The sequence below is a fragment of the Janibacter limosus genome (assembly GCF_004295485.1).
Lineage (GTDB): Bacteria > Actinomycetota > Actinomycetes > Actinomycetales > Dermatophilaceae > Janibacter > Janibacter limosus_A.
Genome location: NZ_CP036164.1, coordinates 1,935,114 through 1,960,004 on the forward strand (window position 1 = coordinate 1,935,114; position 24,891 = coordinate 1,960,004).

Annotated in this window: 21 protein-coding genes; 3 read left to right on the forward strand and 18 right to left on the reverse strand. The window is 71.6% G+C overall.

Going from position 1 to position 24,891, the window contains the following annotated elements:
- Positions 1-134 precede the first annotated feature (134 nt).
- The 15 genes from EXU32_RS09260 to rimP form a co-directional block, all read right to left on the reverse strand.
- Positions 135-866 carry a TIGR03936 family radical SAM-associated protein gene (locus tag EXU32_RS09260; RefSeq protein ID WP_165399630.1) on the reverse strand — a complete coding sequence of 244 codons (732 nt, stop codon included), beginning with the start codon at positions 864-866 and terminating at the stop codon, positions 135-137.
- A gap of 86 nt (positions 867-952) precedes the next feature.
- The gene (locus tag EXU32_RS09265) at positions 953-3,826 is read right to left on the reverse strand and encodes an FAD-binding and (Fe-S)-binding domain-containing protein (protein WP_130629643.1); all 2,874 of its coding nucleotides are present in this window, start codon (positions 3,824-3,826) and stop codon (positions 953-955) included.
- Positions 3,827-3,884: 58 nt separating this feature from the next.
- Positions 3,885-4,070 (reverse strand): hypothetical protein, encoded by a 186-nt coding sequence (locus EXU32_RS09270; protein WP_130629644.1) that lies wholly within the window; start codon positions 4,068-4,070, stop codon positions 3,885-3,887.
- A gap of 62 nt (positions 4,071-4,132) precedes the next feature.
- Complete coding sequence (locus EXU32_RS09275; protein WP_130629645.1) at positions 4,133-6,112, reverse strand: TIGR03960 family B12-binding radical SAM protein; 1,980 nt, start codon at positions 6,110-6,112, stop codon at positions 4,133-4,135.
- A 148-nt stretch (positions 6,113-6,260) separates the two neighbouring features.
- Positions 6,261-8,117 (reverse strand): AMP-dependent synthetase/ligase, encoded by a 1,857-nt coding sequence (locus EXU32_RS09280; protein WP_130629646.1) that lies wholly within the window; start codon positions 8,115-8,117, stop codon positions 6,261-6,263.
- Positions 8,118-8,226: 109 nt separating this feature from the next.
- Positions 8,227-9,351: an FtsW/RodA/SpoVE family cell cycle protein gene (locus EXU32_RS09285; RefSeq protein WP_130629647.1), complete on the reverse strand. Its 1,125-nt coding sequence runs from the start codon at positions 9,349-9,351 to the stop codon at positions 8,227-8,229.
- 4 nt (positions 9,352-9,355) lie between these two features.
- The gene (locus tag EXU32_RS09290) at positions 9,356-10,324 is read right to left on the reverse strand and encodes a bifunctional riboflavin kinase/FAD synthetase (RefSeq protein ID WP_130629648.1); all 969 of its coding nucleotides are present in this window, start codon (positions 10,322-10,324) and stop codon (positions 9,356-9,358) included.
- Between the two features lie 11 nt (positions 10,325-10,335).
- On the reverse strand, positions 10,336-11,256 hold the full coding sequence (gene truB, locus EXU32_RS09295) for a tRNA pseudouridine(55) synthase TruB (protein ID WP_130629649.1): 921 nt from the start codon (positions 11,254-11,256) through the stop codon (positions 10,336-10,338).
- Positions 11,253-11,708, reverse strand: coding sequence for a 30S ribosome-binding factor RbfA (gene rbfA / locus EXU32_RS09300; protein ID WP_130629650.1), 456 nt, complete (start codon positions 11,706-11,708; stop codon positions 11,253-11,255). Before rbfA ends, truB begins: the two co-directional genes overlap by 4 nt.
- A gap of 92 nt (positions 11,709-11,800) precedes the next feature.
- Entirely contained in the window at positions 11,801-12,289 is a 489-nt protein-coding gene (locus EXU32_RS09305) for a DUF4190 domain-containing protein (protein ID WP_130629651.1), read from the reverse strand.
- A gap of 80 nt (positions 12,290-12,369) precedes the next feature.
- The gene (locus EXU32_RS09310) at positions 12,370-12,876 is read right to left on the reverse strand and encodes a DUF4190 domain-containing protein (RefSeq protein WP_130629652.1); all 507 of its coding nucleotides are present in this window, start codon (positions 12,874-12,876) and stop codon (positions 12,370-12,372) included.
- Positions 12,877-13,066: 190 nt separating this feature from the next.
- Complete coding sequence (gene infB / locus EXU32_RS09315; protein WP_130629653.1) at positions 13,067-15,949, reverse strand: translation initiation factor IF-2; 2,883 nt, start codon at positions 15,947-15,949, stop codon at positions 13,067-13,069.
- A gap of 134 nt (positions 15,950-16,083) precedes the next feature.
- Positions 16,084-16,434 (reverse strand): YlxR family protein, encoded by a 351-nt coding sequence (locus tag EXU32_RS17650; RefSeq protein ID WP_130629654.1) that lies wholly within the window; start codon positions 16,432-16,434, stop codon positions 16,084-16,086.
- The gene (nusA, locus tag EXU32_RS09325) at positions 16,431-17,528 is read right to left on the reverse strand and encodes a transcription termination factor NusA (RefSeq protein ID WP_130629655.1); all 1,098 of its coding nucleotides are present in this window, start codon (positions 17,526-17,528) and stop codon (positions 16,431-16,433) included. The genes EXU32_RS17650 and nusA overlap by 4 nt, the downstream gene beginning before the upstream one ends.
- Positions 17,529-17,531: 3 nt before the next feature.
- A complete protein-coding gene (rimP, locus tag EXU32_RS09330; protein ID WP_130629656.1) occupies positions 17,532-18,092 on the reverse strand; it encodes a ribosome maturation factor RimP in 561 nt (186 codons plus the stop codon).
- Positions 18,093-18,177: 85 nt separating this feature from the next.
- Here rimP and EXU32_RS09335 point away from each other — a divergent pair, with 85 nt between their 5' ends.
- Both EXU32_RS09335 and EXU32_RS09340 read left to right on the forward strand, forming a co-directional pair.
- Positions 18,178-19,029: a hypothetical protein gene (locus EXU32_RS09335; RefSeq protein ID WP_130629657.1), complete on the forward strand. Its 852-nt coding sequence runs from the start codon at positions 18,178-18,180 to the stop codon at positions 19,027-19,029.
- On the forward strand, positions 19,026-19,925 hold the full coding sequence (locus tag EXU32_RS09340; protein ID WP_130629658.1) for an aminoglycoside phosphotransferase family protein: 900 nt from the start codon (positions 19,026-19,028) through the stop codon (positions 19,923-19,925). Before EXU32_RS09335 ends, EXU32_RS09340 begins: the two co-directional genes overlap by 4 nt.
- 120 nt (positions 19,926-20,045) lie before the next feature.
- Here the strand turns inward: EXU32_RS09340 and EXU32_RS09345 are convergent, their stop codons facing one another.
- Complete coding sequence (locus tag EXU32_RS09345) at positions 20,046-20,969, reverse strand: endonuclease domain-containing protein (protein ID WP_130629659.1); 924 nt, start codon at positions 20,967-20,969, stop codon at positions 20,046-20,048.
- A 193-nt stretch (positions 20,970-21,162) separates the two neighbouring features.
- Here EXU32_RS09345 and EXU32_RS09350 point away from each other — a divergent pair, with 193 nt between their 5' ends.
- A complete protein-coding gene (locus EXU32_RS09350; RefSeq protein ID WP_130629660.1) occupies positions 21,163-23,142 on the forward strand; it encodes a thioredoxin domain-containing protein in 1,980 nt (659 codons plus the stop codon).
- On the opposite strand, the gene EXU32_RS09355 is transcribed toward EXU32_RS09350, so the two are convergent.
- Positions 23,130-24,152: a pirin family protein gene (locus EXU32_RS09355; protein ID WP_130629661.1), complete on the reverse strand. Its 1,023-nt coding sequence runs from the start codon at positions 24,150-24,152 to the stop codon at positions 23,130-23,132. The genes EXU32_RS09350 and EXU32_RS09355 overlap by 13 nt on opposite strands.
- A 69-nt stretch (positions 24,153-24,221) precedes the next feature.
- Positions 24,222-24,887, reverse strand: a complete 666-nt coding sequence (locus tag EXU32_RS09360; protein WP_130629662.1) for a response regulator — start codon at positions 24,885-24,887, stop codon at positions 24,222-24,224.
- Positions 24,888-24,891 lie beyond the last annotated feature (4 nt).

The window sequence follows — 24,891 nt, forward strand, 5'->3', positions numbered from 1 at the left end:
ATCCCGACACCGGCACCCTGGGGTGCAACCCGACCGCTGTGCGGCGTGGCGGGCGCGTCGCGCCCGCGAAAAGATCCGTGTTGCCTCGGCGGGGCTCGCGCTGAGCGCGGCACCCCGTCAGGGCCGGCGTCGTCTCAGTCGGCGGCCAGTGGATCGGCCACGCTCTCGGTCTCGCTGCTCCAGATCCCCTGCGCCAGTCGCGTCGCTCTGGGCGAGCGCGGTGGCACGAACGAGGTGGCAGCGGCGATCGCGCTGAGGACGTCGTCGGGGCGAACGGCAGGTGTGGTGTGCCGCACGACCATCGTCAGTATCGCACAACCGTCCTCAGCCACCCCTGTGACGGCCCGCTCGACCGGCCCGCGCGCGTCGTAGCTCTTCAGGCCCTTCTTGAACATGCGCTCGACCTCGACGTGCTCCTGGGCCATGAACCCGGCGACGGCACGCTCCAGATCGGCCAGCTCGACACCGGGGAACTCCAGGAGCCACCGGCTGGCCTGCAGCCGATCGGCCAGGGCACCGGGCTGGGCGTCGACGACCGAGACGATGTCCAGGCCCTCGGGCAGGGCCTCGTCGAGCGCGGCAGCGACCGCGTCGGGGTCGACCTGCTCGGTCACCGAGATCTCGAAGTACTCCGCCTCGCTGGCCGCGCCGGTCGCCGCGCCGTTGGCGTAGGAGATCTTTGGGTGCGGGTGGAAGCCCGCCGAGTAGGCCATCGGCACGCCCGAGCGGCGCAGGGCGCGCTCGAGGGCGCGCCCGAAGTCACGGGTCGAGGAGTAGCGCAGCCGCCCGCGACGGGCGTACTGGATGCGCAGCTTCTGCACCGCCGGGGGTGGTGGCGGACCATCGGGAGTGCGTTGTGCGGCCATGGCGACAAGGGTAGGTGCTCCCCCTTCGCCCCTCGCCGGGGGTGGATGCCGACGCGCGGGTCATTCGTCCGCGCGCATACCTCCACTCAGCGGGGGCTCACGCGGGCGAGCAGCTCGACCAGGTGCATGCCGGTGCGCTCCGACAGGTCGGCGATCTGGGTCTGGCAGGAGAAGCCGTCGGCCAGGACGACCGCGTCCTTGCCCGCGGCGTCGATCGCCGGGAGCAGCTGCTGCTCGGCGATCTTGACCGACACCTCGTAGTGGCCCAGCTCGACGCCGAAGTTGCCGGCGAGACCGCAGCAGCCACCGAGCCGCGTGACCGTGGCGCCGGTGCGCGCCAGCAGGGCCTCGTCGGCGGCCCAGCTCATCACCGCGTGCTGGTGGCAGTGCGGCTGGGCGACGACCTCGGTGCCGGCGAGGTCGGGCGCGCTCCAGCGGCCCTCGTCGATGGCCGTGGTGAGGACCTCGGCCACGGTGCGCACCCCACCGGCCACCTGCCGGGCGAGCGCGGAGTCCACGAGGCGCGGCAGGTCGTGGCGCAGCGCCGCGGTGCAGCTGGGCTCCATGCCGACCACCGGGATGCCGGCCGCGACCACCGGGCCCAGGGTGCGGGCGGCGTCGTCGAGCGTCGACCGCGCCGCGTCGAGCTGCCCGGTGGAGATGAAGGTCAGGCCGCAGCACAGCGACTCCGCCGGGACGAAGGGGGTGAACCCCGCCTCGCGCAGCAGCGCCACGGTGGTCCGCCCCACCTGCGGCGAGAAGTGGTCGGTGAAGGAGTCGACGAAGAGCGCGACAGGGTGGTCGGTGCCCGTCGCCTGCGCGGCGGAGGCGATCATCCCTTCGTCTCGCGCCCACGAGCGGAAGGTCGTGCGCGCAAAGCTGGGGATGCTGCGGCGGGGGTCGACGCCGGCGGCGGGCAGGGTGAGCTTCTTCAGCCCCGGCAGGGAGGTCATGGCGTTGACGAGACGGGGGGCGCGGGCCGCCAGGCGAGCCATCTGCGGCAGCCGGCCGAGCGTGTAGTGGCTGCGCGGGCGCAGCTTGCCCTTGTAGGTCTGGTGGAGTGCCTCGGACTTGTAGGTCGCCATGTCGACGCCGGTCGGGCAGTCGCTGGAGCAGCCCTTGCACGACAGGCACAGGTCGAGGGCGTCGTGGACCTCGGGTGCGCTCCAGCCGCCGGTGATCGTGGAGCCGTTGAGCATCTCCTGCAGGACGCGGGCGCGACCACGGGTGGAGTCCTTCTCCTCCCCCGTGGCGAGATAGCTCGGGCACATGACCGTCGTCGACGTGCCGGCGGCGCGGCACTTGCCGACGCCGGTGCACCGGTGCACGGCCTGGCTGAAGTCGCCGCCGTCCTCGGGGTAGCCGAAGGCGAGCGGCACGGTGACCTTGTGGGCCGCGGGGATGCGGATGTCGGCGTCGACGGGCGCCGGGTCGACGAGGATGCCCGGGTTGAGCAGGTTGGTCGGGTCGAAGGCGCGCTTGACCGAGCCGAAGAGGCCCATGGTCTCGGCGTCGTACATGCGCGGCAGCAGCGCCGAGCGGGCCCGGCCGTCACCGTGCTCGCCGGAGAGCGAGCCGCCGTGGGCCGCGACGAGGTCGGCCGCGTCCTCGACGAACCGGCGGTAGCGGTCGGTCGCATCGGGCGCGTCGAGGTCGATGTCGAGGCGGATGTGCAGGCAGCCGTCGCCGAAGTGCCCGTAGGGCAGACCCTGCACGTCGTGCTCCTCGAGCAGGGCGTCGAAGGCCCGCAGGTAGTCCCCCAGGCGCGCCGGCGGGACGGCGGCGTCCTCCCAGCCAGCGTGGGCCGGACGGTCACGCGGTGAGCGCGCGGACAGACCGGCGCCGTCCTCGCGGATCTTCCACAGTGCCCGGGCATGCGCCGGGTCGGTGACGACGAGGGAGTCGGTGTGCTCGATCTCGCGGCGGACCCGCTCGGCGGCAGCATGGGCGGCGGCAGCGTCCTCGCCCGGGACCTCGACGAGCATCCACGCGGCGCCGCGGGGCAGGTCGGGGACGGCGTGCTCACCGCGGCGGGTGCGCACGACGTCGACGATGCGCGAGTCGATGCCCTCTGCAGCCACCGCGCCCAGCCCCTTGAGCAGGTGGGCGACGTCTCCCGCCGCGTAGATGTCGGGGAAGCCGAGCACGACGAGGCTGGTGGCCGGCGGGTCGGTGACCAGGCGCACGCGGGCCTGCGTGACGACCGCGAGGGTCCCCTCCGAGCCGATGAGCATCCGGCCGATGTCACGGCCGCGCTCGGGGGCGAGGTGCTCGAGGGCATAGCCCGAGACCTGTCGACCGAAGGTGGCGAACTTGGTCCGCACGGTGTCGAGGTGGTCGTCGGCCAGCCGGGTCAGGCGGGCCACGAGGGCGTCGTCGCCGGTGAGCGAAGGGCGCCCCCCCGCCACCCCCGTGGTGGCCGTGAGGTGCATGCCGGCCGCCGTCAGCAGGTCCATCCCGATGACGTTGTCGCTGGTGCGGCCGTAGCCGAGGGCCCGGTTGCCGCAGGCGTTGTTGCCGATCATGCCGCCGACGGTGCAGCGGCTGTGGCTGCTCGGGTCGGGGCCGAAGCGCAGGCCGATCTCGCGGGCGCGGGCCTGCAGGGTGGCGTGGACGGTGCCGGCCTCGACGAGAGCGGACCCGCCGCCCGCACCGTCCGCGTCGACCTCGAGGACCCGCCCGAGGTGGCGTGCGGTGTCGATGACGATGCCGGGGCCGACCGCGTTGCCAGCGCACGAGGTGCCGGCTCCGCGTGCGGTGATCGGGATGCCCAGCTCGCGGGCGACCGACAGGGTCGCGGCGATCTCGTCGGTGTGCCGGGGGAAGACGACCGCGCGCGGCGGGACGCGGTAGATGCCCGCGTCGGTGGCGTACATGCCGATCGTCAGGGCATCGGTGCGGGCGTCGGACACGCCCTCGCGGTGCAGGGCCTCGGTGAGCAGCGTGGACGGCGAGGTCATGAGAGGCATTGTCCCCCTTCGTCGTTGACGGAGGGGGCAGGGTCTCGCAGTGCGGGTGCTACCCGCGGATGAACCACGGGATGACCACGAGCGCGAGCGCGAGCATCCCGATCAGGCCTGAGCCCCACACGGTGTAGCGCGAGCGCTGCTCCTGCGGCCAGTGGTGCATCGGCAGGACGGCAAAACCGATCCCGTAGACCATGGCGAGCACCCCCACGATGACGAGTCCGGTCGTGACCGACATGCCCCTGCTCCCCTGCTCGGTGACGTCGGGCTCAGCCTGTCACGAGCGGGGAGCGAAGGGGGTCAGGAGCGCAGCATGTCCTGCCGGCCGCTGCCCAGGACGGTCAGCGGCAGCAGGGTCTTGTCGGTGGGGCCGATCTCGATGTCCGTCCCCATCTGCGGGCAGACGCCGCAGTCGAAGCACGGGGTCCACCGGCAGTCGTCGACCTCGGTCTCGTCGATCGCGTCGAGCCAGTCCTGCCACAGCCACTCCTTGTCGAGGCCGGAGTCGATGTGGTCCCAGGGCAGGACCTCGGACTCCTCGCGCTCGCGGGTGGTGTACCAGGCGACGTCGACGCCGGTGCCCTCGAAGGCGGTCTCGGCCGCAGCCATCCAGCGGTCGTAGGAGAAGTGCTCGCTCCAGCCGTCGAAGCGGCCACCATCGCGCCAGACCTGCTCGATGACGCGGCCGACCCGGCGGTCACCGCGCGAGAGCAGGCCCTCGACGATGCCCGGCTTGCCGTCGTGGTAGCGGAAGCCGATGGAGCGGCCGTAGCGCTTGTCCGCACGGATGGCATCACGCAGCTTGTACAGCCGCGCGTCGGTCTCCTCGGCGCCCAGCTGAGCAGCCCACTGGAAGGGGGTGTGCGGCTTGGGGACGAAGCCACCGATGGAGACGGTGCAGCGGATGTCGTTGTGCCCGGCGACCTGACGGCCGGTCTCGATGACCCGCTTGGCCACCTCGGCGATCTGCAGGACGTCCTCGTCGGTCTCGGTGGGCAGGCCGCACATGAAGTACAGCTTCACCTGGCGCCAGCCGGCGCCGTAGGCGGCCGAGACGGTCCGGATGAGGTCCTCCTCGGTCACCATCTTGTTGATGACCTTGCGGATGCGCTCGGACCCGCCCTCGGGGGCGAAGGTCAGACCTGAGCGACGACCGTTGCGGGTCAGCTCGTTGGCCAGGTCGATGTTGAAGGCGTCGACGCGGGTGCTCGGCAGGGAGAGCCCGGTGTTGGTGCCCTCGTAGCGGTCGGCCAGGCCCTTGGCGATGTCACCGATCTCGGTGTGGTCGGCGCTGCTCAGGGAGAGCAGGCCCACCTCCTCGAAGCCGGTCGCGGCCAGGCCGGCCTCGACCATCTCGCCGATGCCGGTGATGGACCGCTCGCGCACCGGGCGGGTGATCATGCCGGCCTGGCAGAAGCGGCAGCCGCGGGTGCAGCCGCGGAAGATCTCGACGCTCATCCGCTCGTGGACGGACTCGGCGAGCGGGACGAGCGGCTTCTTGGGGTAGGGCCACGCGTCGAGGTCCATGACGGTGTGCTTGTCGACGCGCCACGGCACGCCGGTCTCGGCCGGGGCGACGCGCTGGATGCGCCCGTCGGGGAGGTAGTCGACGTCGTAGAAGGCGGGGACGTAGACGCCACCGGTGGCCGCCAGCCGGCGCAGCACCTCGACGCGTCCGCCGGGCTTGCCGCGGGCCTTCCACTCGCTGATGATGTCGGTCGCCGCGAGCACGGCCTCCTCGCCGTCGCCGACGATCGCGGCGTCGATGAAGTCGGCGACCGGCTCGGGGTTGAAGGAGGCGTGCCCGCCCATGACGACGATCGGGTGCTCGTCGGTGCGGTCGGCCGCATGCAGCGGGATGCCGGCCAGGTCGAGCGCGGTGAGCATGTTGGTGTAGCCGAGCTCGGTCGAGAAGCTCAGGCCGAAGACGTCGAAGTCGCCGATCGGGCGGTGCCCGTCGACGGTGAACTGCGGCAGCCCGTGCTCGCGGAGCAGGGCCTCCATGTCGGGCCAGACGGCGTAGCTGCGCTCGGCGAGGGCGTCGGGGCGCTCGTTGAGCACCTCGTAGAGGATCATCACGCCCTGGTTGGGGACGCCGACCTCGTAGGCGTCGGGGTACATCAGGGCCCAGCGGACCGTGAGGTCCTCGCCATCGGGGCCGTGGCCACCGACGTGCCAGTCCTTGACGGTGGAGTTGAGCTCGCCCCCGACGTACTGGATGGGCTTGCTCACCTTCTCGAGCAAAGGCTCGAGGGCGCTGAAGATCGACTCACCGGACATGGGCCAAGGGTACGGGGGTCGAGAACCTCACCCAAACGACTTCACCTGTGCGTAGGTCCGGACGAGGATCGAGGGTGCCCCTAGGTCGTTCGTTCCTCACTCCCTGAGTCGGGGCACCCTCGACCTCGTCCGTCCCCTGCGACGCCCGTCAGCTCGGGTACATCTCCTCGATGTCGCCCTTGAACTTGTCCGCGACGACCTTGCGGCGCATCTTCAGGCTCGGCGTCAGCTCGCCGTCCTCGACCGTCAGGTCACGGCCGAGGATGTGGAACTTCTTGATCTGCTCGTGCCGGTTGAGTCCGGCGTTGAGCTCGTCGACGTAGGACTGGACCATCTCGCGCGCCTGGAGCGAGGAGACGATCTCGGTGTAGCTGGCGTCGGGCAGGCCGTTGGCCTCGGCCCAGGGCTTGATGGCCTCCTCGTCGAGGGTGATCAGCGCCGTCACGAACTGGCGGCTCTCGCCGTGGACGAGGAACTGACCGACATACGGGCACAGGCCCTTGAAGGTCGACTCGATGATCGAGGGGGCCACGTACTTGCCGTTGCTCGTCTTGAAGAGGTCCTTCTTGCGGTCGGTGATCTTCAGGAAGCCGTCGGCGTCGACCTCGCCGATGTCGCCCGAGTGGAACCAGCCGTCCTCGGTGAGCACCTCGGCCGTGGCCTCGGGGTTGTTGTGGTACCCCTCCATGACGTGCTCGCCGCGGATGAGGATCTCGCCGTCCTCGGCGATCTTGATCTCCGTCTGGGGGGTGGGCCACCCGACCGTGCCGACACGAAGGGCGTAGGGCCGGTTGACCGTGGCAGCCGCCGACGTCTCGGTCAGGCCGTAGCCCTCCAGGATCGGCAGGCCCGCGCCGTTGAACCAGTCGGCGATGTCCCGGTTGAGGGCCGCCGACCCGGAGATGAAGAAGCGCACCCGACCACCGAAGCGGTCCCGCACCTTGCCGAAGACCAGCTTGTCGGCGATCTTGTGCCTGACGCCGAGCAGGAGGCCCGGCGTGCGGTTGTCGGAGAGCGCCCGGGAGTAGTCGCGGGCGGCCTTGGAGGCGAAGTCGAAGATCTTGGCCTTGGCGCCCCCTTCCTCCTCCATGCCCAGCGAGATCTTGCCGTAGACCTTCTCGAAGATGCGCGGCGCCGCGGCCATGAAGGTCGGTCGGACCTCGCCGAGGTTGTCGACGATCTTGTCGATGCGCCCGTCGACCGCGGTCTGCATGCCGACGTCGGTGCTGATGAGCAGCAGGACCTTGGCGAAGACGTGCGAGAGCGGGAGCCAGAGGTAGTGGACGTCCTCGGCCGAGAGCATGCCGGTCGCGCGGATCGCGGCACCCTGGTAGGTCCAGGTGTCGTGGCGCAGGCGCACGCCCTTGGGCCGGCCCGTCGTTCCCGAGGTGTAGATGATCGTCGCCAGCGACGAGGGACCCGTGCCGTCGATGCGGGCGTCGACGACCCCGGGGTCGGCGGCGAGGGCGGCGGCGCCGCGTGCCTCGACGTCCTCGAAGGAGATCACCCAGTCGTCGAGGTCGACGCCGTCGGTGTCGATCGCCACCACGTGGGTCACGCCGGGGATGGCGTCACGCACCTCGCGCAGCTTGTCGACCTGGTCTGCGTCCTCGGCGATGACGAGCTTGGACCCGGAGTTGTCGGTGATGAAAGCGACGTCATCGCTGATCGACGTCGGGTAGATCGTCGTCGTCGCGGCGCCCGCGGCCATGATCGCGTAGTCCGCGAGCACCCACTCGATGCGGGTGCTCGAGGCGAGGGCCACCCGGTCCTCGGGCTGGACACCGAGCTCGACGAGGCCGGCGGCCAGGGCCCAGACACGCTCCCCGATCTGGGCCCAGGTCAGCTCGGCCCAGGCGACCCCGGAGGGGTAGGAGTAGGCGATGTTGTCGGGTGTGTCGGCGATGCGCTGGCGCAGCAGGTGACCGACGGACGGAGCTCGGTCCTCGAAGGCACTGGCGTCGAAGGTCTCATCGGAAGCGCGGGTGGGGCGGGGATCGGACACTGGGAGTCCACTCCTTCGTGGGCTGCGGGTGATGGGCGCATCATCCACCACGCAGGGCCCCCCTGTCACCGTCTGTCCACTAGGTGACCGATTGGTAACCAAGGGGGGGTCAGGCGCGCACGCGTCCCGGTGGCCTCGCCACGGCGATGACGATGCCGACGCCCGCCCAGCACGCAAACATCGACGAGCCCCCATAGGACAGGAAGGGCAGCGGGAGACCCGTGACGGGAAGCAGACCGAGATTCATCCCGATGTTCTCCACCGACTGGACGGCGAACCACGCCGCGACCGCCCAGCAGACGAGCCGGACGAAGGGGTCCTCGGTGCGTGTCCCGGCCAGCGCGATGCGCCCGACGAGGAGCCCGAGCAGCAGCACGACGAAGGCTGCACCGACGAAGCCCAGCTCTTCCCCTGCTGCGGAGAAGACGAAGTCTGTCTCCTGGAAGGGGATGGCACCCGAGCTCGTCAGATCGCCCGTGTGCAGGCCCTGACCACCCCAGCCACCGCCGGCGATCGCCCGGCGCACCTGCTGGGTCTGGTACCCGATGCCGAGCGGATCGGCGGCCGGGTCGAGGAAGGCGGTGAGCCGGTCACGCTGGTAGGGGCTGAGCAGCGGCGTCGTGAAGGCCGCGGTCACCGCCGCGACCCCCGCGAGCAGCACCCCGGCGAGCCACGGCCACGCGGCTCCCGAGACGACGAGTACACCGAGTGCCAGGGCGACGAGCACGAGCGCCGAGCCGAGGTCCGGCTGCGCCATGACGAGCAGGACCGGGACTCCCGTGACGGCGCCCGCCAGGAGGATCTCGCGGGCCCTCGGCCGTTGCCGGCGCTCGGCTGCCGGCGCCAGCAGCATCGGCAGGGCCACGCAGAGCCCGACCTTGGCCAGCTCGCTGGGCTGGACCGAGAAGCCTCCCGGCAGCTGGATCCAGGATCGGGAGCCATTGATCTCGGAACCGAGCGGCGTGAGCACGAGCCCCAGCCCGAGGACCCCCGCGAGATAGACGAAGGGGGCGAGTGTCCGCAGCACCGACCGGTCCAGCCGGACGACGAGCAGGGCGAGGAGCAACCCGATACCGAGGTTGAGCAGGTGCCGTACGAGGTAGGCCGAGCCGGAGTCGGCACTGGTGGCGGAGTGGACGAGCACCGCGCCCAGCCCCGAAGCGATCAGGGCCGCGGCGATGAGCACGAGGTCGGAGCGCGCCAGCTGCCGCGCGAACCCCCCTTCGGCCCGCACGGCCTTAAGGTCGTGCGGTCGGCGGGAGGCCGAGGAAGGTCCGGGTCAGCTCGACGTCGCGGGCCATGGCGACGAGCAGCTCGTCGATGGAGTCGAACTTCAGGGTCGGGCGCACGTGCTCGACGAAGTCGACGGCCACCCGCTCCCCGTAGAGGTCGAGGTCGGTGCGGTCGAGCACGTAGGACTCGACGACCCGGACCTGCTGGTCGAAGGTCGGGTTGGTGCCGACGGAGATCGCGGCCGGCAGCCGCCGGTCGGCGCTGCCCTCGGGCAGGTCGAGCCGGACGAGCCACCCGGCGTAGACGCCGTCTGCGGGGATGAGGCCGAGGCTGTCGCTGCCCAGGTTGGCCGTGGGGTAGCCGAGCTCCCGTCCGCGGTGGAAGCCGTGGACGACCGTGCCGACGACCCGGTGGGGGCGGTCCAGGATCACGGCTGCCTCGCCGACCTCTCCGGCGGACAGGTGGGTGCGCACGGCCGAGGAGGACCACCGCTCGCCGTCGCCCTGGTCCTCGATCACGACGACCTCGAAGCCGTGCTCCGCGCCGAGCTCGCGCAGCAGGTCCACGTCACCGGTGTAGCCGGCGCCGAAGCCCTTGGTGTCGGCGCCGACGACGAGCACGCTCGCCTGCAGGCCCTCGACGAAGGTGTCGACGACGTAGTCGACCGCGCTGGTCTGCGCGAACTCCATGGTGAAGGGCAGCACGAGCAGCCCGGACACGCCGACCTGCTCGAGCAGGTCGTCACGCAGCGGTCCGGGCGAGATGATCTCGGGAGCCCGCTCGGGGTGCATGACCTCCACCGGGTGGGGGTCGAAGGTCACCGCGACGGCGGGCAGGTCGCGCTCACGCGCCTGCCGGACCAGCTCGTCGAGGATGGCACGGTGTCCGCGGTGCACACCGTCGAAGTTGCCGAAGGTCGCCACGCACGGCCGCAGCTGCGACGGGGTGGCACTCGGGGATGACCATTGCTGCACGAGAGCACACTCTACGAACTGGCCGGCGCGAAGACGACGTGGGCCCGGGCAGTGGACCGGCTCTCGTCGAGCACCGCGACCAGGGATCCGTCCGGCGCGAGCGCCGCGACCGGCTCCTCGCGGCCCGGCTGGGCACTCTCGATGCGCTGCCCGAAGCCGAGTGCGCGCGCCTCGCCCTCGGTCAGGGCACGGGTGGTCAGGGCAGCCGCAGCCGCCTCCTCCAGCGGCGTCAGCGGCATGACCGCCTCGTCACCCGCGTCGTCCCGCAGTGCGGCGAGCTCCTCGAGCGTGTGGGCGTGATCGAGCGTGAGGCCTCCGACGCGGGTGCGCCGCAGCGCGGTGAGGTGGCCGTGGCTGCCCAGGTCGACGCCCAGGTCGCGGGCCAGCGCCCGCACGTAGGTACCGGAGGACACCTCGACGACCACGTCGAGGTCGAGCACGGCATGCCCGTCGGCGTCTGCGGGGCGCACGTCGAGGACCTCGAAGCGGGCGACGGTCACCGGGCGCGGTGGAAGGTCGACCTCCTCCCCCGCGCGGACGCGGGCATAGGAGCGCTCCCCCTTGATCTTGATCGCGCTCACCGAGCTCGGGACCTGCTGGATGTCGCCGGTCAGGCGCGCGACGGCCGCATCGATCGCCGTGCGGTCGATCCCGGCGACGTCACCGACGGTGGTGACCTCACCCTCGGCGTCGTCGGTGACCGTGGCCTGACCCAGGCGGATCGTCGCCGTGTACTCCTTGTCGGCGCCGACGAGGAAGGTCAGCAGCTTGGTGCCGCGGCCGACCCCGAGGACGAGCACGCCGGTGGCCATCGGGTCGAGGGTGCCGGCGTGGCCGACCTTCTTGGTCCGGTAGAGCCGTCGGCCCCGGGCGACGACGTCGTGGCTCGACCAGCCGGCCGGCTTGTCGACGACGACGAGGCCGTCGCTCACGCCTCGGACGAAGGGGGCGGCTGCTCCCCTTCGTCGTCCTTGGTGCGGTACGGGTCGGCGTCGCCGGCGGGCGTGGCCCCGGAGCGGGAGCGGGCCAGGTCCTCGTCGCGCTCGCGGGCCGACCGGAGCAGGTCGTCGATGTGCGAGGCGTTCTCCGGGACACCGTCCGGGAGGATCTCCAGGGTCGGGGTGAGCCGGATGCCGAGCTGCTTGCCCACGAAGGAGCGCAGCTTGCCCCGGTTGGCCTCGAGGACCTGGGCGCTGCGCTCACGCTGCGCCTCGTCACCGAAGACCGTGTAGAAGACGGATGCGTTCTGCAGGTCACCCGTGACGCGCACATCGGTGATCGTCACGAACCCGAGGTCGGGGTCCTTGACGATCTGCTGCAGGTTGGCTGCGATGAGCTCCTGGATGCGATCGGCGATCTTGCGGGCGCGGGCCGGGTCGGCCATGGCACACCTCCGTGAGGGGCTGGGGTGGGGACGTGGTCAACGGTAAGCGAAAGGTTCGTGCGCGCGCGCCACCACGGGCCGCGACGGTCCGATCAGACGCCGGCGAAGAAGCTCGCGACGCCCCACACCGCGGTGACGACCGTGAGGAAGAGACCGATCCCGCCGAGGGCGATGCCGGCGATGAGGAAGGGCTTGGCCGCTGCGGCCGACGGGTCGCTCTTGATCTCGCTCAGGCCGAAGGCGCCGGTCCCCAGCGCGGCCAGCGCGGGGATCCACGCCAGGAACCAGCAGCAGCACCCGGCGGGGATCGCGAAGATGCCCATGCCGAGCGAGACATAGCCCAGGGTCATCGCAGTGCTGGTGCGCTGCGGCGGCGCCCCGAAGGGGGCCGGCGTCGACCCGTAGGGGGCCGGCGAGGTCCCGTACGGGTTCGGCTGCTGGCCGTACTGCGGGCCCGCGGGTCCTGGTGCGCCGGGGTAGGGCTGGCCGGGGGTCTGCCCGCTCGGGTAGGGGCTCGGCTGCGGCTCGTAGGGGTCGGGCGGAAGCGTCCCGTAGCCGGGCGGGGGTGGTGGCGTGCTCATGCGGCGTCCTGGCTCGAAGCTGGTGTGGGTAGTGCGACGCCCCCGGCGCGCATGGCACCGGGGGCGTCGAGGGGGGCGACCTAGCTCATGTTGGAGTAGGTGTCGAGGTTGATGACCCCGGACGCCAGGAGGATCCAGTACAGGATCGCGATGACCAGGCCGATCGCACCCGTGATGAGACCCACCATGAGGAAGGTCTTCAGGTCGGGACGAGGAGCGGTCTTGGTCTGGTTCTTCGCGATGAACCCCGTGATGAGCGCGGCGATCGGGAAGATCGGCAGCGCCCAGCAGAAGCACAGGACGAGACCGGCGATTCCGGTGCCCATCGAGACCAGGGACAGGATCTTGGTGGAGTCGCTGCCACCCTGCTGCTGCGGGAACCCACCGCCAGCCGGCGGAGGAGCCTGCGGCGGCATGCCGCCACCGGGGGCGGATCCGTAACCCGGGGCGGAGCCATAGCTCGGCGCGCCGGAGGTCGGGTTGGACGGCCCGTCCCCGGAACCCGACGAAGGGTAGGGGTTGTTGTTGCCGGTCGGGTCGTAGGGCTGGTTGCCCCCGCCGCCGGGCGGAGGTGGTGGCGTCGTCATGATCGCTCCCCTTGATGTCGATGATGCGGTCAGGCACACCCTAATGCGAGGGCACCTCCCTTCTCCGTATTGGGCGGAGGGGAGGACTCCCCGATCTCGCCGCACCTCACCGGGCCCATGACGAAGGGGGACGAGCAGCGTGTCGCTGCCCGTCCCCCGTCGCCGTGGTGCGGTGAAGATGTGCGCGTGATCAGGCGCGCGGCTTCTCCCGCATCTCGTAGGTGGTGATGAGGTCACCGTCCTGGACGTCGTTGAAGCTGCCCAGGTTGATACCGCACTCGAAGCCCTCGCGGACCTCGGTGACGTCGTCCTTGAAGCGACGCAGACCGGTGAGCTCGAGGCCCTCGGTGATGACGACGCCGTTGCGGGTGATGCGTGCCTTGGAGCCACGCTTGATCTCACCGCTGCGGACGATCGAGCCGGCGATGTTGCCGAACTTGCTCGAGCGGAAGATCTCGCGGATCTCCGCCGAGCCGAGCTCGACCTCCTCGAACTCCGGCTTGAGCATGCCCTTGAGCGCCTGCTCGATGTCGTCGATCGCCTGGTAGATCACGCCGTAGTAGCGGATCTCGACGCCCTCGCGCTCGGCCACGTCAGCGTTCTGGCCTTCGGCCCGAACGTTGAAGCCGAGGATGATCGCCTCGGAAGCCATGGCCAGGTTGATGTTGTTGAGCGTGATCGCGCCGACGCCGCGGTCGATGATCCGCAGGTCCACGTCGTCGCCGACGTCGATCTGCAGGAGGGCGTCTTCGAGAGCCTCGACGGAACCCGACACATCACCCTTGAGGATGAGGTTGAGGGTGTCGATCTTGCCCGCCGCGATGACCTGGTCGAGGTCCTCGAGGCTGATCCGCTTGCGCGCCTTGGCCAGGCTGGCCTGACGGTCCGCGGCCTCACGCTTCTCAGCGATCTGGCGCGCGGTCCGGTCGTCCGGAGCGACGACGAAGGTGTCGCCGGCACGCGGGACGGAGGACAGACCCAGGACCTGCACGGGGCGGGACGGGCCCGCCTCGTCGACGGTGTTGCCGTGCTCGTCGAGCATGGCGCGCACACGACCGAAGGCCGAACCGGTGACGATCGCGTCACCGACGTGGAGCGTGCCGGACTGGACGAGGACGGTCGCGGTCGCACCGCGGCCCTTGTCGAGGTTGGCCTCGATCGCGACACCGCGGGCGTCACGAGTGGGGTTGGCCCGCATGTCCAGCTCGGCGTCGACCGTGAGCAGGACGGCGTCGAGCAGGGTGTCGATGTTGGTCCCCTGCTTGGCGGAGACGTCGACGAACATCGTGTCGCCGCCATACTCCTCGGCCACGAGGTTGTACTCGGTGAGCTGACCGCGGATCTTGCCCGGGTCGGCGCCCTCGACATCGATCTTGTTGATCGCGACCACGATCGGCACGTCCGCAGCCTGGGCGTGGTTGAGCGCCTCGATGGTCTGCGGCATGACGCCGTCGTCGGCAGCGACCACGAGGACCGCGATGTCGGTGACCTTGGCACCACGGGCACGCATGGCCGTGAAGGCCTCGTGACCCGGGGTGTCGAGGAAGGTCAGCGCCCGCTCGACACCCTCGTGCTCGGTGTGGATCTGGTAGGCACCGATGTGCTGCGTGATGCCACCGGTCTCCCCCGAGCCGACGTCGGCCTTGCGGATCGCGTCGAGGAGACGCGTCTTGCCGTGGTCGACGTGACCCATGACGGTGATGACCGGCGGACGAGCCACCAGGTCCTCGTCGTCCTCGTGCTCGAGGCCGATGTCGAGGTTGACGTTGTAGGCGTCGAAGAGCGCGCGCTCCTCTTCCTCCGGGGAGACCATCTCGATGACGTAGCCGAGCTCGGCTCCGAGCAGCTGGAAGGTGACCTCGTCGAGGGACTGCGTAGCCGGGGCCATCTCACCGAGGTTGAACAGCACGGTGACCAGCGATGCGGGGTTCGCATCGATCTTCTCGGCGAAGTCGTTCAGCGATGCGCCCTGACGGATGCGGATCACGGTCGAGCCGTTGCCGCGGGGGACGATCACGCCACCGATCGACGGTGCCGACATCTGCTCGAACTCTGCCCGCTTCGCGCGCTTGCTCTTGCGCTGCTTGCGCTTGCCGCCACCGCGACCGAAGGCACCCTGGGTGCCTCCACGGCCACCGGGACCGCCGCGGTAGCCACCGGGGCCACCGCCACCGGGACGAGCACCGGCGCCAGCAGCACCGGGACGGCCACGACCGGCACCGGGGCCACCACGGCCGCCGGGACGCTCACCCGGCCGCGGGACGGCCGAGCTGGCCGGCATCATGCCGGGCGACGGACGGGCACCACCGGGGCGCGGAGCACCGGCAGCGGGACGGGGACCACCAGCACCGGCCGGCGGACGCGGTCCACCGGCGCCTGCGGGGGCACCGCCGCGAGCAGCGGGACGCTGACCCGGACGGGGCATGCCCTGGCTGGACGCGAAGGGGTTGTTGCCCGGACGGGAGCTGCCGCCCTCGCGACGGGTCCCCATGCCCTGGCTGGACGAGAAGGGGTTGTTGCCCGGACGCGGACCGCCCGGCTTGGCGGCCGGCGTCTTGGCGGCCGGGGGCTTGGGGCCGGGGGTGGCCGGCTTGGGGCCCGGGGTCGCGGAGGCGGCCGGCTTCTCCGGGGCGGCGGGCGCCTCGGGAGCAGCCGGAGCCTCGGCGGCGGGTGCCTGGGCAGCCGGCTCCGGGGTCGCGGGGGCCGCAGGCGCCTTGGGTGCCTGCGGACGGGGGGTGGGGGCCTTGGGGCCGGGCGTCGGCGCTGCCGACGGGGCCGCGGGGCCGGGGGTGGATGCGGACGGCTGCGGTGCAGCGGGTGCCGCAGGTGCCTCGGCAACCGGCGTCGCCGCCGGCTTGGGACCGGGCTTGCCAGCCGGAGCCGGCTTGGCCGCGGCCTTCTTCGCCTTGGGGTCGGCGGCGGGCGGGTTGTCCTTCACCCGACGCACGACAGGCGCCTCGATCGTCGAGCTCGCCGACTTCACGAACTCCCCCATGTCGCCCAGGTGGGCGAGGAGGGCCTTGCTGGAAACCCCGAGCTCCTTGGCGAGCTCATGGACACGGACCTTAGCCACGTTTCTCCTTCATCTGGTCCGTACCGGATGAAGGCGCGGACCGTCGTCAGTTGAGGTGAATGCTCATTGCTGAGTACTCATCGGGTGCTCATCAGCGTCAAACCCGCTCTCGGTTGCTTCTGCGAACTTGGTCGTCATTGCTGGCTGCTGCCCACGTCCTGGATCCAGGCACGAAGGGCGTCGGTCCCCTCGACCCGTTGCCGGAAGGCTCGGGAGAGGGCCCGCCGCCGGACGGCGAGGTCCAGACAGGCGATGTCGGGATGGAGCCATGCCCCACGACCCGGCAAGCACTTGCGTGGATCCGGCGCGGCCGTGGTCTCCCCACGGTCGTCCGTCACCACGACGATGCGCAGCAGTGTCGACCGGCTATCCCGTCCACGACACCCGATGCAGGTCCTGATGGGACCCGCAGGAGTGGCGTCGGACTGGAGTCCAGCCCGGTCGACCTCCGACAGTCTAGCGCCTGCCGGGTCCGTCTCGGTCACGCGCCCGGCTGACCGGGGACGGCGACTCCCCCGCTCGAGTCCGGTGCGGTGTCCGGGCGGATGTCGATGCGCCAGCCGGTGAGCTTGGCCGCCAGTCGGGCGTTCTGGCCCTCCTTGCCGATGGCGAGCGAGAGCTGGTAGTCAGGGACGACGACGCGCGCGGAGCGCAGCTTGGGGTCGACGATCGTCACGGACACGACCTTGGACGGCGAGAGCGCCGCGGCGATGAACTGCTGCGGGTCCTCGGAGTAGTCGACGATGTCGATCTTCTCGTCCTGCAGGTGGCTCATCACGGCCCGGACCCGAGCGCCCATCGCACCGATGCACGCGCCCTTGGCGTTGAGGCCGGGGATCTTGGTGTGGACGGCGATCTTGGTGCGGTGACCGGCCTCTCGGGCCAGCGCTGCGATCTCGACCGAGCCGTCGGCGATCTCGGGGACCTCCATCGCGAAGAGCTGCCGCACGAGGTTGGGGTGGGTGCGCGACAGGCCGATCTCGGGCCCACGCATGCCGCGCTTGACCGAGACGACGTAGACGCGGATCCGGTCACCGTGCTTGTAGACCTCACCCGGGACCTGCTCGGCCGAAGGGAGGAAGCCCTCGACCGTGCCGAAGTCCACCAGGACGTTGCGCGGGTTGGAGCTCTGCTGGATCACGCCGGCGACGATGTCGCCCTCGCGCCCGCGGAAGTCGCCCATGACGGCCTCGTCCTCGAGGTCGCGCATCCGCTGGGTGATGACCTGACGGGCCGTCGCGGCGGCGACGCGACCGAAGTTGGTCGGGGTGTCGTCGAACTCCGGACCCAGCTCGCGCCGGGTGCGGGTGCGCATCAGCGGCTTGCCCTCCACATCGAGGGGCAGGTCCTCCCCTTCGTCCACCTCGACGGGGACCTCCTCCTCGACGAGGGTCTCCTCACGGGCCCACACGACGACGTGACCGTCCTTGCGGCCGAGCTCGGCGCGGGCGTTCTTGAAGGCGCCCTCGGTGCGGTGGTAGGCACCCAGCAGGGCCGCCTCGATGGCGTCGACGAGGATGTCGAAGGGGATCTCGCGCTCGCGCTCGAGGGCCTTGAGGGCGTGGATGTCGATGTCCATGGGTCAGTCCTTGGTCTCGTCGGCGTCGGGTGCGCCATGGGGTCGGTTGAACTCCACCTGGGCGACGCCCTTGGTGATGTCGGCGAAGGGGATGTGCTCGGTGCGCGGCGCCTGCTGCTTGGTGCCCGCGATCTCGAGGTCGACCCCGTCGGCGCTCGTCGCGAGGACGCGGCCGGTCACGGACCCGTCGGCGCCCGCTCCCTGAGGTGCGACGGAGTCGCCTCGAAGGGTGAGCTCGACGAGGCGGCTGACGGCGCGGCGGAAGTGCATCGGCTCGGTGAGCGGACGGTCGGTGCCGGGGGTGCTCACCTCGAGCGTGTACGGCTGGCTGCCCAGCAGGTCGCCCTCGTCCAGCGCGTCGCTCACCAGCCGGGTGGCGTCGGCGACCTCGTCCAGCGTGAGGGCCTCGACCGGGGTGTCGCCGGCTGCGTCCTGCAGCGGTCGCTCCACGGTGATCCGGACGACGCGGCGCTTGCCTGCGGGGGTCACGGTCACTGAGGCCACGGTGAAGTCGTCACCCAACGCGCCGGACACCTGCTCGAGGATGTCGTGGTCCAAAGCCATGGGAAGCCTTCCGTGTGGAGTTGCCGTTCTGGCCCGTCACTCTAGTCATGATCGAGGCGTCCTGAGACATGCGAAGATCAACGGCGTGCCCGCCCGACCCAGCCGCCGCCACCTGCTCGCTGCAGCCCTGACGCTCTCCGCGTCGACGCTGGCGGGCTGCGGGGTGCGGCTCGAGGACGACGCGCCGGACATCCCCTTCGTCCCCAAGCGGGAGCCGATCCCCGGCGAGTCGGCCCTGCTCGCCGTCCTGGGCGCCCTCGAGAGCGGCGATGCCCAGCACTCCTCGCAGCGCGCCGACCTGCTGCGCACCGCCTTGCGCGGGGCCCAGGTCCCCGACGCGGTCCTCGCGGGTGCCACCGCGCCGACGTCACCGGCCGAGGTGGCTGCAGCCTTCGAGGCGTCGGTCCGCGAGTGCGGCCCCGGGCTGCTGCGCCTCGTCGGGCAGCTCACCGCCACCGAGCGCATCGTCTCCCCCGTCGGCGCCAAGGCCGCCCTGTGGACCCCTCCCGGCACGGGCGCTTGGTCCGCCGGTGCGGTCGCCACCACCGCCCTCGACGCCACCCGGGCGACGATGTACGCCCTCGAGGTCGTGGCCGGCCAGACCACCGGCGCGGTCGCCAAGGCCGCGCTCACCGCCAGCCAGGAGCTGGCGGCCCTGAGCATCCGCCAGACGACGGCCGCGGGCGACGCCGTACAGCCGCTCCCCCTCGGCTACGTGCGGCCCGAGGACGTCACCGGCGCCGCCGGGCGTGAGTGGGTGGTCGGCAGCTTCATCCGGCTGCAGGCCGCCTACGCGGGCTGTTTCGGTCGGCTGGACAGCGACCGTGACGCCGCCCTCGAGGTCACGCACTGGATGGCCACCGCCGAGCAGGTCTCACGCTCGCACTTCCCCCAGACCCTCCCCACGCTGTACGGGGACGGCAAGCACCAGCCGTGAGGGTCGAGGACGCCGCGGCCCTCGTGCCCGCCGGCTTCGTCGCGCGCCTCTCGTCACTACCTGCCGAAGGGGGCCCGGCCGGCAGTGACTGGGTCGCTGCCCTGCCCCACCTGCTCGTCGACGTGCTCGAGGCGTGGGAGCTGACGGTCGACGGCGAGGCGATGACCGGGCAGTGCGCGCTCGTGCTGCCCGTCCGCGGGCCGGAGGGATCGGCCGCGCTCAAGCTCGGCTGGCCCCACCACGAGGCCGACGGCGAGCACCTGGCCCTGCGCGCCTGGGACGGTCGCGGCGCCGTGCGACTGCTGCGGGCCGACCCACGCCGCTCGGTGCTGCTGCTGGAGCGGCTGACCACGCAGGACCTCACGGACCAGTGGGACGAGGAGTCCGTCGCGGTCGTCGCGGGCCTCTACGCGGACCTGCACGTCACTCCCCTGCCGCAGGTGCCGGCGCTCGTGCCGTGGGTCGAGGAGATCCTGGCGCGTCCTGCCGTCGCGGGGCTGCCCCGCAGGTTCGTGGAGCAGGCGAGGGGCTCCCTTCGCTCGCTGGGGTCGCTCGGTGGCGAGCGGCTGCTGCACGGTGACCTGCACTACGGCAACGTCCTGTCCGACGGCACCGACTGGGTCGCGATCGACCCCAAGCCGGTCACCGGCCACCCCGCCTGGGAGGTCGCGCCCCTGCTGACCAACCGGGTCGAGGAGATGGGCACCGGCGCCTCGCTGCGCTGGTCGGTGCGCCGGCGGGTCGAGGTGGTCTGCGACGTCGCCGGCCTGGACGACGAGGCCGTGCGGTCGGTGAGCGCGCTGCGCGAGGTGGTCAACGCGGTCTGGGCCACCGAGGACGGCGACGCCGAGCGGGTCTCGCAGGCGATCGCGTTGATCAAGGCGCTCGGTGACTGAGTCGACGCGTGGCTGGCTGCCCCGGCTGCCCCCCTTCGAGCCCGGCGGCGTTGTCGTCAGTCGGTGGCGTTGTCGTCACTCGGTTGCCCGCAGGAGGGGGGCCAGGTGCCCACAACGACGTCAGGCCGCCGCTCGGGTCGCGCCCCGAAGAACCTTGTTCTGCACAACCTGGGGATCGTCGAGATCGGCCCACGTCAGCCTCACGATCGTGTACCCCAGCTCGCGCAACCGGTCCTCCCGCAGCTTTTCGTCCCACAGCGCCTGCGGCGTGTCGTACTTGAGGCGTCCGTCGACCTCGATGACGAGCTTGATGTCCGCGTAGAGGAAGTCGACCCTCGCCACGAACTCTCCGCGCTCGTCGAGGATCTCCACCTGGGGCTCCGGCATCCGGAAGCCGAGGGTCTTCAGCGCCCACCGGGTGCGTGACTCGGCCGCAGACTCGGCCCGGGAGTCGGTGAGAGCCACCATGCTGGCCGGCTCACGTGACCACCGCTGCGGACGAAGGGAGGCCATTGCCGCCTGCAGGTCCTGCGGGGTGAGCAGCCCCCGGTGCAACGCGTCGTCCGCGCTCACGAGCCCGGCCTCGGCGCCGAAGAGGGCGGCCACCTGCACGCAGGCCACCGCCGGCAGGACGGTGAGGACGTCGAGGTGCTTCGACGTCAGTGCCTCAGCCAGGGGTCGGTGGCTCGCGAGGCCCGCGTCGGTGCGGCCGCGTCCCTGACCGATGCGCGCCACGTGCACGCGGTCGTCGACGCCGTGCACCTCGATGCCGCGGACCGCGAGGGCGCTGTGGTGGGTGAGGACCAGAGGTGGCGTGCTGCCGAGTGCGCCGGCCACGGCCAGCGCCCGCAGCTCGTGGCGTTCCCACGGCTTGGACTCCGTCCAGAGACTCCCCTCCACGAGGGCATTGCGACGGACCCGCACGACGTCACCGGCGCCCACGGCGCGCTCGACGTCGCGACGGCCGGCTCCGCGCCGGAGCAGCTCGGACCCGGTGGTGACGCCGCGGCCTGCGTCCAGAGCGGCACGGATGACGGGGTGCATGCCCGCCATCGTCGTCGCTACGGCTCAGGAGCGGCCCGAGTTCTCCACAGGGCGCGAAGGGGGCGGAGCCTGTCGTCGATAGCGGCGGTTGGCTGCTCGTCTCGGGGCAACCAGGTGACCACAACGACGACAAGCGCCCACAACGCTGCCGGGCACCCCCCTTCGTCCTTGGTGCAGGTGAGAGCGTGGGGGCATGGCCAACCGACTCGCCGACAGCCTCTCCCCCTACCTGCGCCAGCACGCCGACAACCCGGTCGACTGGTGGGAGTGGAGCGACGACGCCTTCGCCGAGGCGCGGCGGCGCGATGTCCCGATCTTCCTGTCCGTCGGCTACGCCGCCTGCCACTGGTGCCACGTCATGGCGCACGAGAGCTTCGAGGACGAGCAGGTGGCCGCGGCCCTCGCGCAGGGCTGGGTGAGCATCAAGGTCGACCGCGAGGAGCGACCCGACGTCGACGCCGTCTACATGCTCGCGACCCAGGCGATGACCGGGCAGGGCGGGTGGCCGATGACGGTGCTCGTCACCCCCGACGGCGAGCCCTTCTTCGCCGGCACCTACCTGCCCAAGCCACAGCTCATGCAGCTGCTCGACGCGGCCGGCACCGCATGGCGCGAGGACCGCGAGCGCCTCACGGCGAGCGCGACGAGCATCGCCTCCCAGCTGTCCGGCATCGCCGACCCGGGTCCCGGCTCCCGCATCGAGGACGAGCAGGTCGCGCTGGCGGTGCACTCGCTGCGCAAGACCTTCGACGATGCGCGGGCCGGCTTCGGTGGGGCGCCCAAGTTCCCCCCGTCGATGACCCTGGAGCACCTGCTGCGCCACCACGCGCGCACCGATGACGCCGACGCCTTGGCCATGGCCGAGCGCACCCTCGAGGCGATGGCGCGCGGGGGCATCCACGACCAGCTCGCCGGCGGCTTCGCGCGCTACAGCGTCGACGCCGACTGGGTGGTCCCCCACTTCGAGAAGATGCTCTACGACAACGCGCTGCTGCTGCGGGTCTACGCCCACTGGCACCGGCAGACCGGCTCGCAGCTCGCGGCCCGCGTGGCCGGGTCGACCGCCGACTTCCTGCTGCGTGACCTGCGCACGGCCGAAGGGGGCTTCGCCTCCGCCCTCGACGCGGACACCCTCGTCGACGGGCACAGCGTCGAAGGAGCCACCTATGTGTGGACACCCGCGCAGCTCGTCGAGGTCCTCGGCGAGGCCGACGGGCGCCGGGCAGCCGAGCTGCTCGAGGCGACGCCCGAGGGGACCTTCGAGCACGGCGCGTCGACGCTCCAGCTCCTCCGGGACCCCGGCGACCCGGCCTGGTGGGAGGACGTGCGGGTGCGCCTGCTCGCCGCCCGGGACAGCCGGCCGCAGCCGGCACTCGACGGCAAGGTCGTGACGACCTGGAACGGCCTGGCGATCGCCGCCCTCGCCGACACCGGCGTCACGCTGGGTCGCCCCGAGCTGGTCGAGGCCGCCTCTGCCGCAGCGCGACTCGTCCTCGACACCCATCTGGTCGACGGCCGCCTGCGTCGCACCTCGCTCGCCGGTCGCGTGGGCGAGGCGCCCGCCGTGCTCGACGACCACGGCAACCTCGCCGAGGGCCTGCTGGCGCTGCACCGGGCCACGGGCGACACCCTCTGGCTCACCCGCGCCGGCGAGATCATCGAGCTGGCCCGCGAGCTCTTCCACGACGAGGAGGGTTGGCACGACACGGCGCACGACGGCGAGGCCCTCATCACCCGCCCGCGCGGCCGCACCGACAACGCCGAGCCCGCGGGCGTCTCTGCCATCGCCGGGGCGCTGCTCACCCACTCCGCACTCACCGGCGACACCGCGCACCGCTCCCTCGCGGAGGAGGCCATCGCCTCGCAGTCGCGGATCATCACGCACGACCCGCGCTTTGCCGGCTGGGGCCTGGCCGTCGCCGAGGCGATGCTCACCGGGCCGCTGCAGGTGGCGATCGTCGGCGAAGGGGAGGACGGCCCCCTTCGTCAGGTGGCCGAAGCGAGCTCCTCCCCCGGTCTGGTCATCGTGACCGGCTCACCCGATGCGCCGGGTGAGCCGCTGCTCGCCGACCGGCCGCTCGTCGACGGGCGAGCGGCGGCCTACGTGTGCCGCGGATTCGTCTGCGACCGACCGGTCACCGATCCCGAGGCGCTGGCCGCTCAGCTGGCCTGATCACCCGGGCACTCCGTGCGCCCGTCGCCGTAGGTGGCGAAGCGCGGGGTGTCGCGCGGGTGCACCGGCGAGCGGCTGTCCCAGCCCCAGCCACCGAACTCGGTGCGCTGGTAGTCCTCGAAGGCCTGGACGATCTCGGCCTGCGTGTTCATGACGAAGGGGCCGTGGGCCGCCACCGGCTCGCCGAGGTCGACGCCCTGCAGGACGAGGACGACCGACGGCTGGTCGCCGGCGGTGACCGTCGGCGCCGCACCGGCGACCGGGGCCCAGCCGGCTCCCGAGGCAACGGACGTCCCGTCGATGTGGACACCGTCCTCGCCGTGCACGTAGAGCAGCCGCTGCGTCTCGCCCCGCCGGGTGGCAGGCAGCGTGATCGAGGCGCCGGGCTCGAGGTCGACGAGCCAGACTGCGACATCGGAGGCCGGGTCCGCCGCCCAGGAGGCCACGGGCGGGTCCAACGGGGCGAGGTCCTCGTAGGCACCGGAGACAACCGTCACGCGGGCTCCGTCGCGCTCGATCACCGGGATGTCCTCGTGCCAGAGCATCCTGAACTCCGGGTCAACGCCCTTGCTGCGGGCCGGGAGGTTGAGCCAGATCTGGTAGAGCTCGAAGGGGTTGTCGACGTCCTGCTCGAGCAGCGGAAACATCTCGGAGTGGCTCACGCCGTGACCGGCGGTCACCCACTGCACATCGCCGCCGCCGAAGCGGGCCGTCGCGCCCGTGGAGTCGGCGTGGTCGACGACGCCGCGACGCACGAGCGTGATCGTCTCGAAGCCTCGGTGCGGGTGCGCGGGGAAGCCCGGGACCTGCTCACCGTGGTACATGCTCCAGCCCGACGGGTTGCCGAAGTCCTGTCCGATCGGACGGTCCGAGATGTCCTGCGCCGGGCCCAGGTCGGCGTTGCCGCGCGGGTAGGCGTCGAGGTGGTGCACCGCGAAGAGGAAGGGGCCGACACCACGCCACGGGTGGCCGATCTCGATGACGCTGCCGGTGGACGTGCTGACGCTCATGTGCGCTCCTGACGTGTGCGAGTGGTCTGACCCGGTCAACGCCGGGGAGGCCGCGGATATTGCCCGGACTCACTGCCCAGGGACGACGACCCCGTGCTCGTAGGCGAAGACGACCGCCTGGGCCCGGTCGCGCAGGGCCAGCTTGGTGAGCATCCGCGACACGTGCGTCTTGACCGTCTGCTCGGCGAGGAAGAGCTGACCGGCGATCTCGGCGTTGGACAACCCGGCCGCGACGAGCCCCAGGACCTCGTGCTCGCGGGCCGTCAGCTGCTCGAGCCGGGGCGAGCGGCGGGGCACCGTGCCGCGACGTCGGGTGGACTCCTCGATGAGTCGCCGGGTGATGCTCGGCGCCAACAGCTGGTCCCCGGCCGCGACGACCCGCACCGCGCGCACCAGCTCCTCGGCGGGCGCGTCCTTGAGCATGAATCCGCTCGCCCCCAGACGCAGCGCCTCGTAGACGTAGTCGTCGATGTCGAAGGTCGTGAGCATGAGGACCCGCGGACGTGTGGGGCTCGGCGAGGACAGGATCGTCGCAGCGGCCTCGAGCCCGTTGACCTCCGGCATGCGCACGTCCATGAGGACGACGTCAGGTGCCAGTCGGGCGACCTCGCGGACACCGAGTGCCCCGTCCGCGGCTTCGCCGACGACACTGATGTCCGGCTGGGCGTCGAGCAGCGCGCCGAAGCCCTGCCGCACCATCGCCTGGTCGTCGACGATGACCACCGAGATCGTCATGCGT

Bases quoted from the DNA above. Each gene is read 5' to 3' on its own strand.
- nusA (WP_130629655.1), bottom strand. From the start codon at position 17,528: ATGGACATCGACATCCACGCCCTCAAGGCCCTCGAGCGCGAGCGCGAG.
- EXU32_RS09360 (WP_130629662.1), bottom strand. From the start codon at position 24,887: ATGACGATCTCGGTGGTCATCGTCGACGACCAGGCGATGGTGCGGCAG.
- rbfA (WP_130629650.1), bottom strand. From the start codon at position 11,708: ATGGCCGACCCGGCCCGCGCCCGCAAGATCGCCGATCGCATCCAGGAG.
- EXU32_RS09265 (WP_130629643.1), bottom strand. From the start codon at position 3,826: ATGACCTCGCCGTCCACGCTGCTCACCGAGGCCCTGCACCGCGAGGGC.
- EXU32_RS09305 (WP_130629651.1), bottom strand. From the start codon at position 12,289: ATGAGCACGCCACCACCCCCGCCCGGCTACGGGACGCTTCCGCCCGAC.
- EXU32_RS09270 (WP_130629644.1), bottom strand. From the start codon at position 4,070: ATGTCGGTCACGACCGGACTCGTCATCGTGGGGGTGCTCGCCATGGTC.
- EXU32_RS09260 (WP_165399630.1), bottom strand. From the start codon at position 866: ATGGCCGCACAACGCACTCCCGATGGTCCGCCACCACCCCCGGCGGTG.
- EXU32_RS09310 (WP_130629652.1), bottom strand. From the start codon at position 12,876: ATGACGACGCCACCACCTCCGCCCGGCGGCGGGGGCAACCAGCCCTAC.
- rimP (WP_130629656.1), bottom strand. From the start codon at position 18,092: ATGGCTTTGGACCACGACATCCTCGAGCAGGTGTCCGGCGCGTTGGGT.
- EXU32_RS09350 (WP_130629660.1), top strand. From the start codon at position 21,163: ATGGCCAACCGACTCGCCGACAGCCTCTCCCCCTACCTGCGCCAGCAC.
- EXU32_RS09275 (WP_130629645.1), bottom strand. From the start codon at position 6,112: ATGTCCGGTGAGTCGATCTTCAGCGCCCTCGAGCCTTTGCTCGAGAAG.
- EXU32_RS09345 (WP_130629659.1), bottom strand. From the start codon at position 20,969: ATGCACCCCGTCATCCGTGCCGCTCTGGACGCAGGCCGCGGCGTCACC.
- EXU32_RS09355 (WP_130629661.1), bottom strand. From the start codon at position 24,152: ATGAGCGTCAGCACGTCCACCGGCAGCGTCATCGAGATCGGCCACCCG.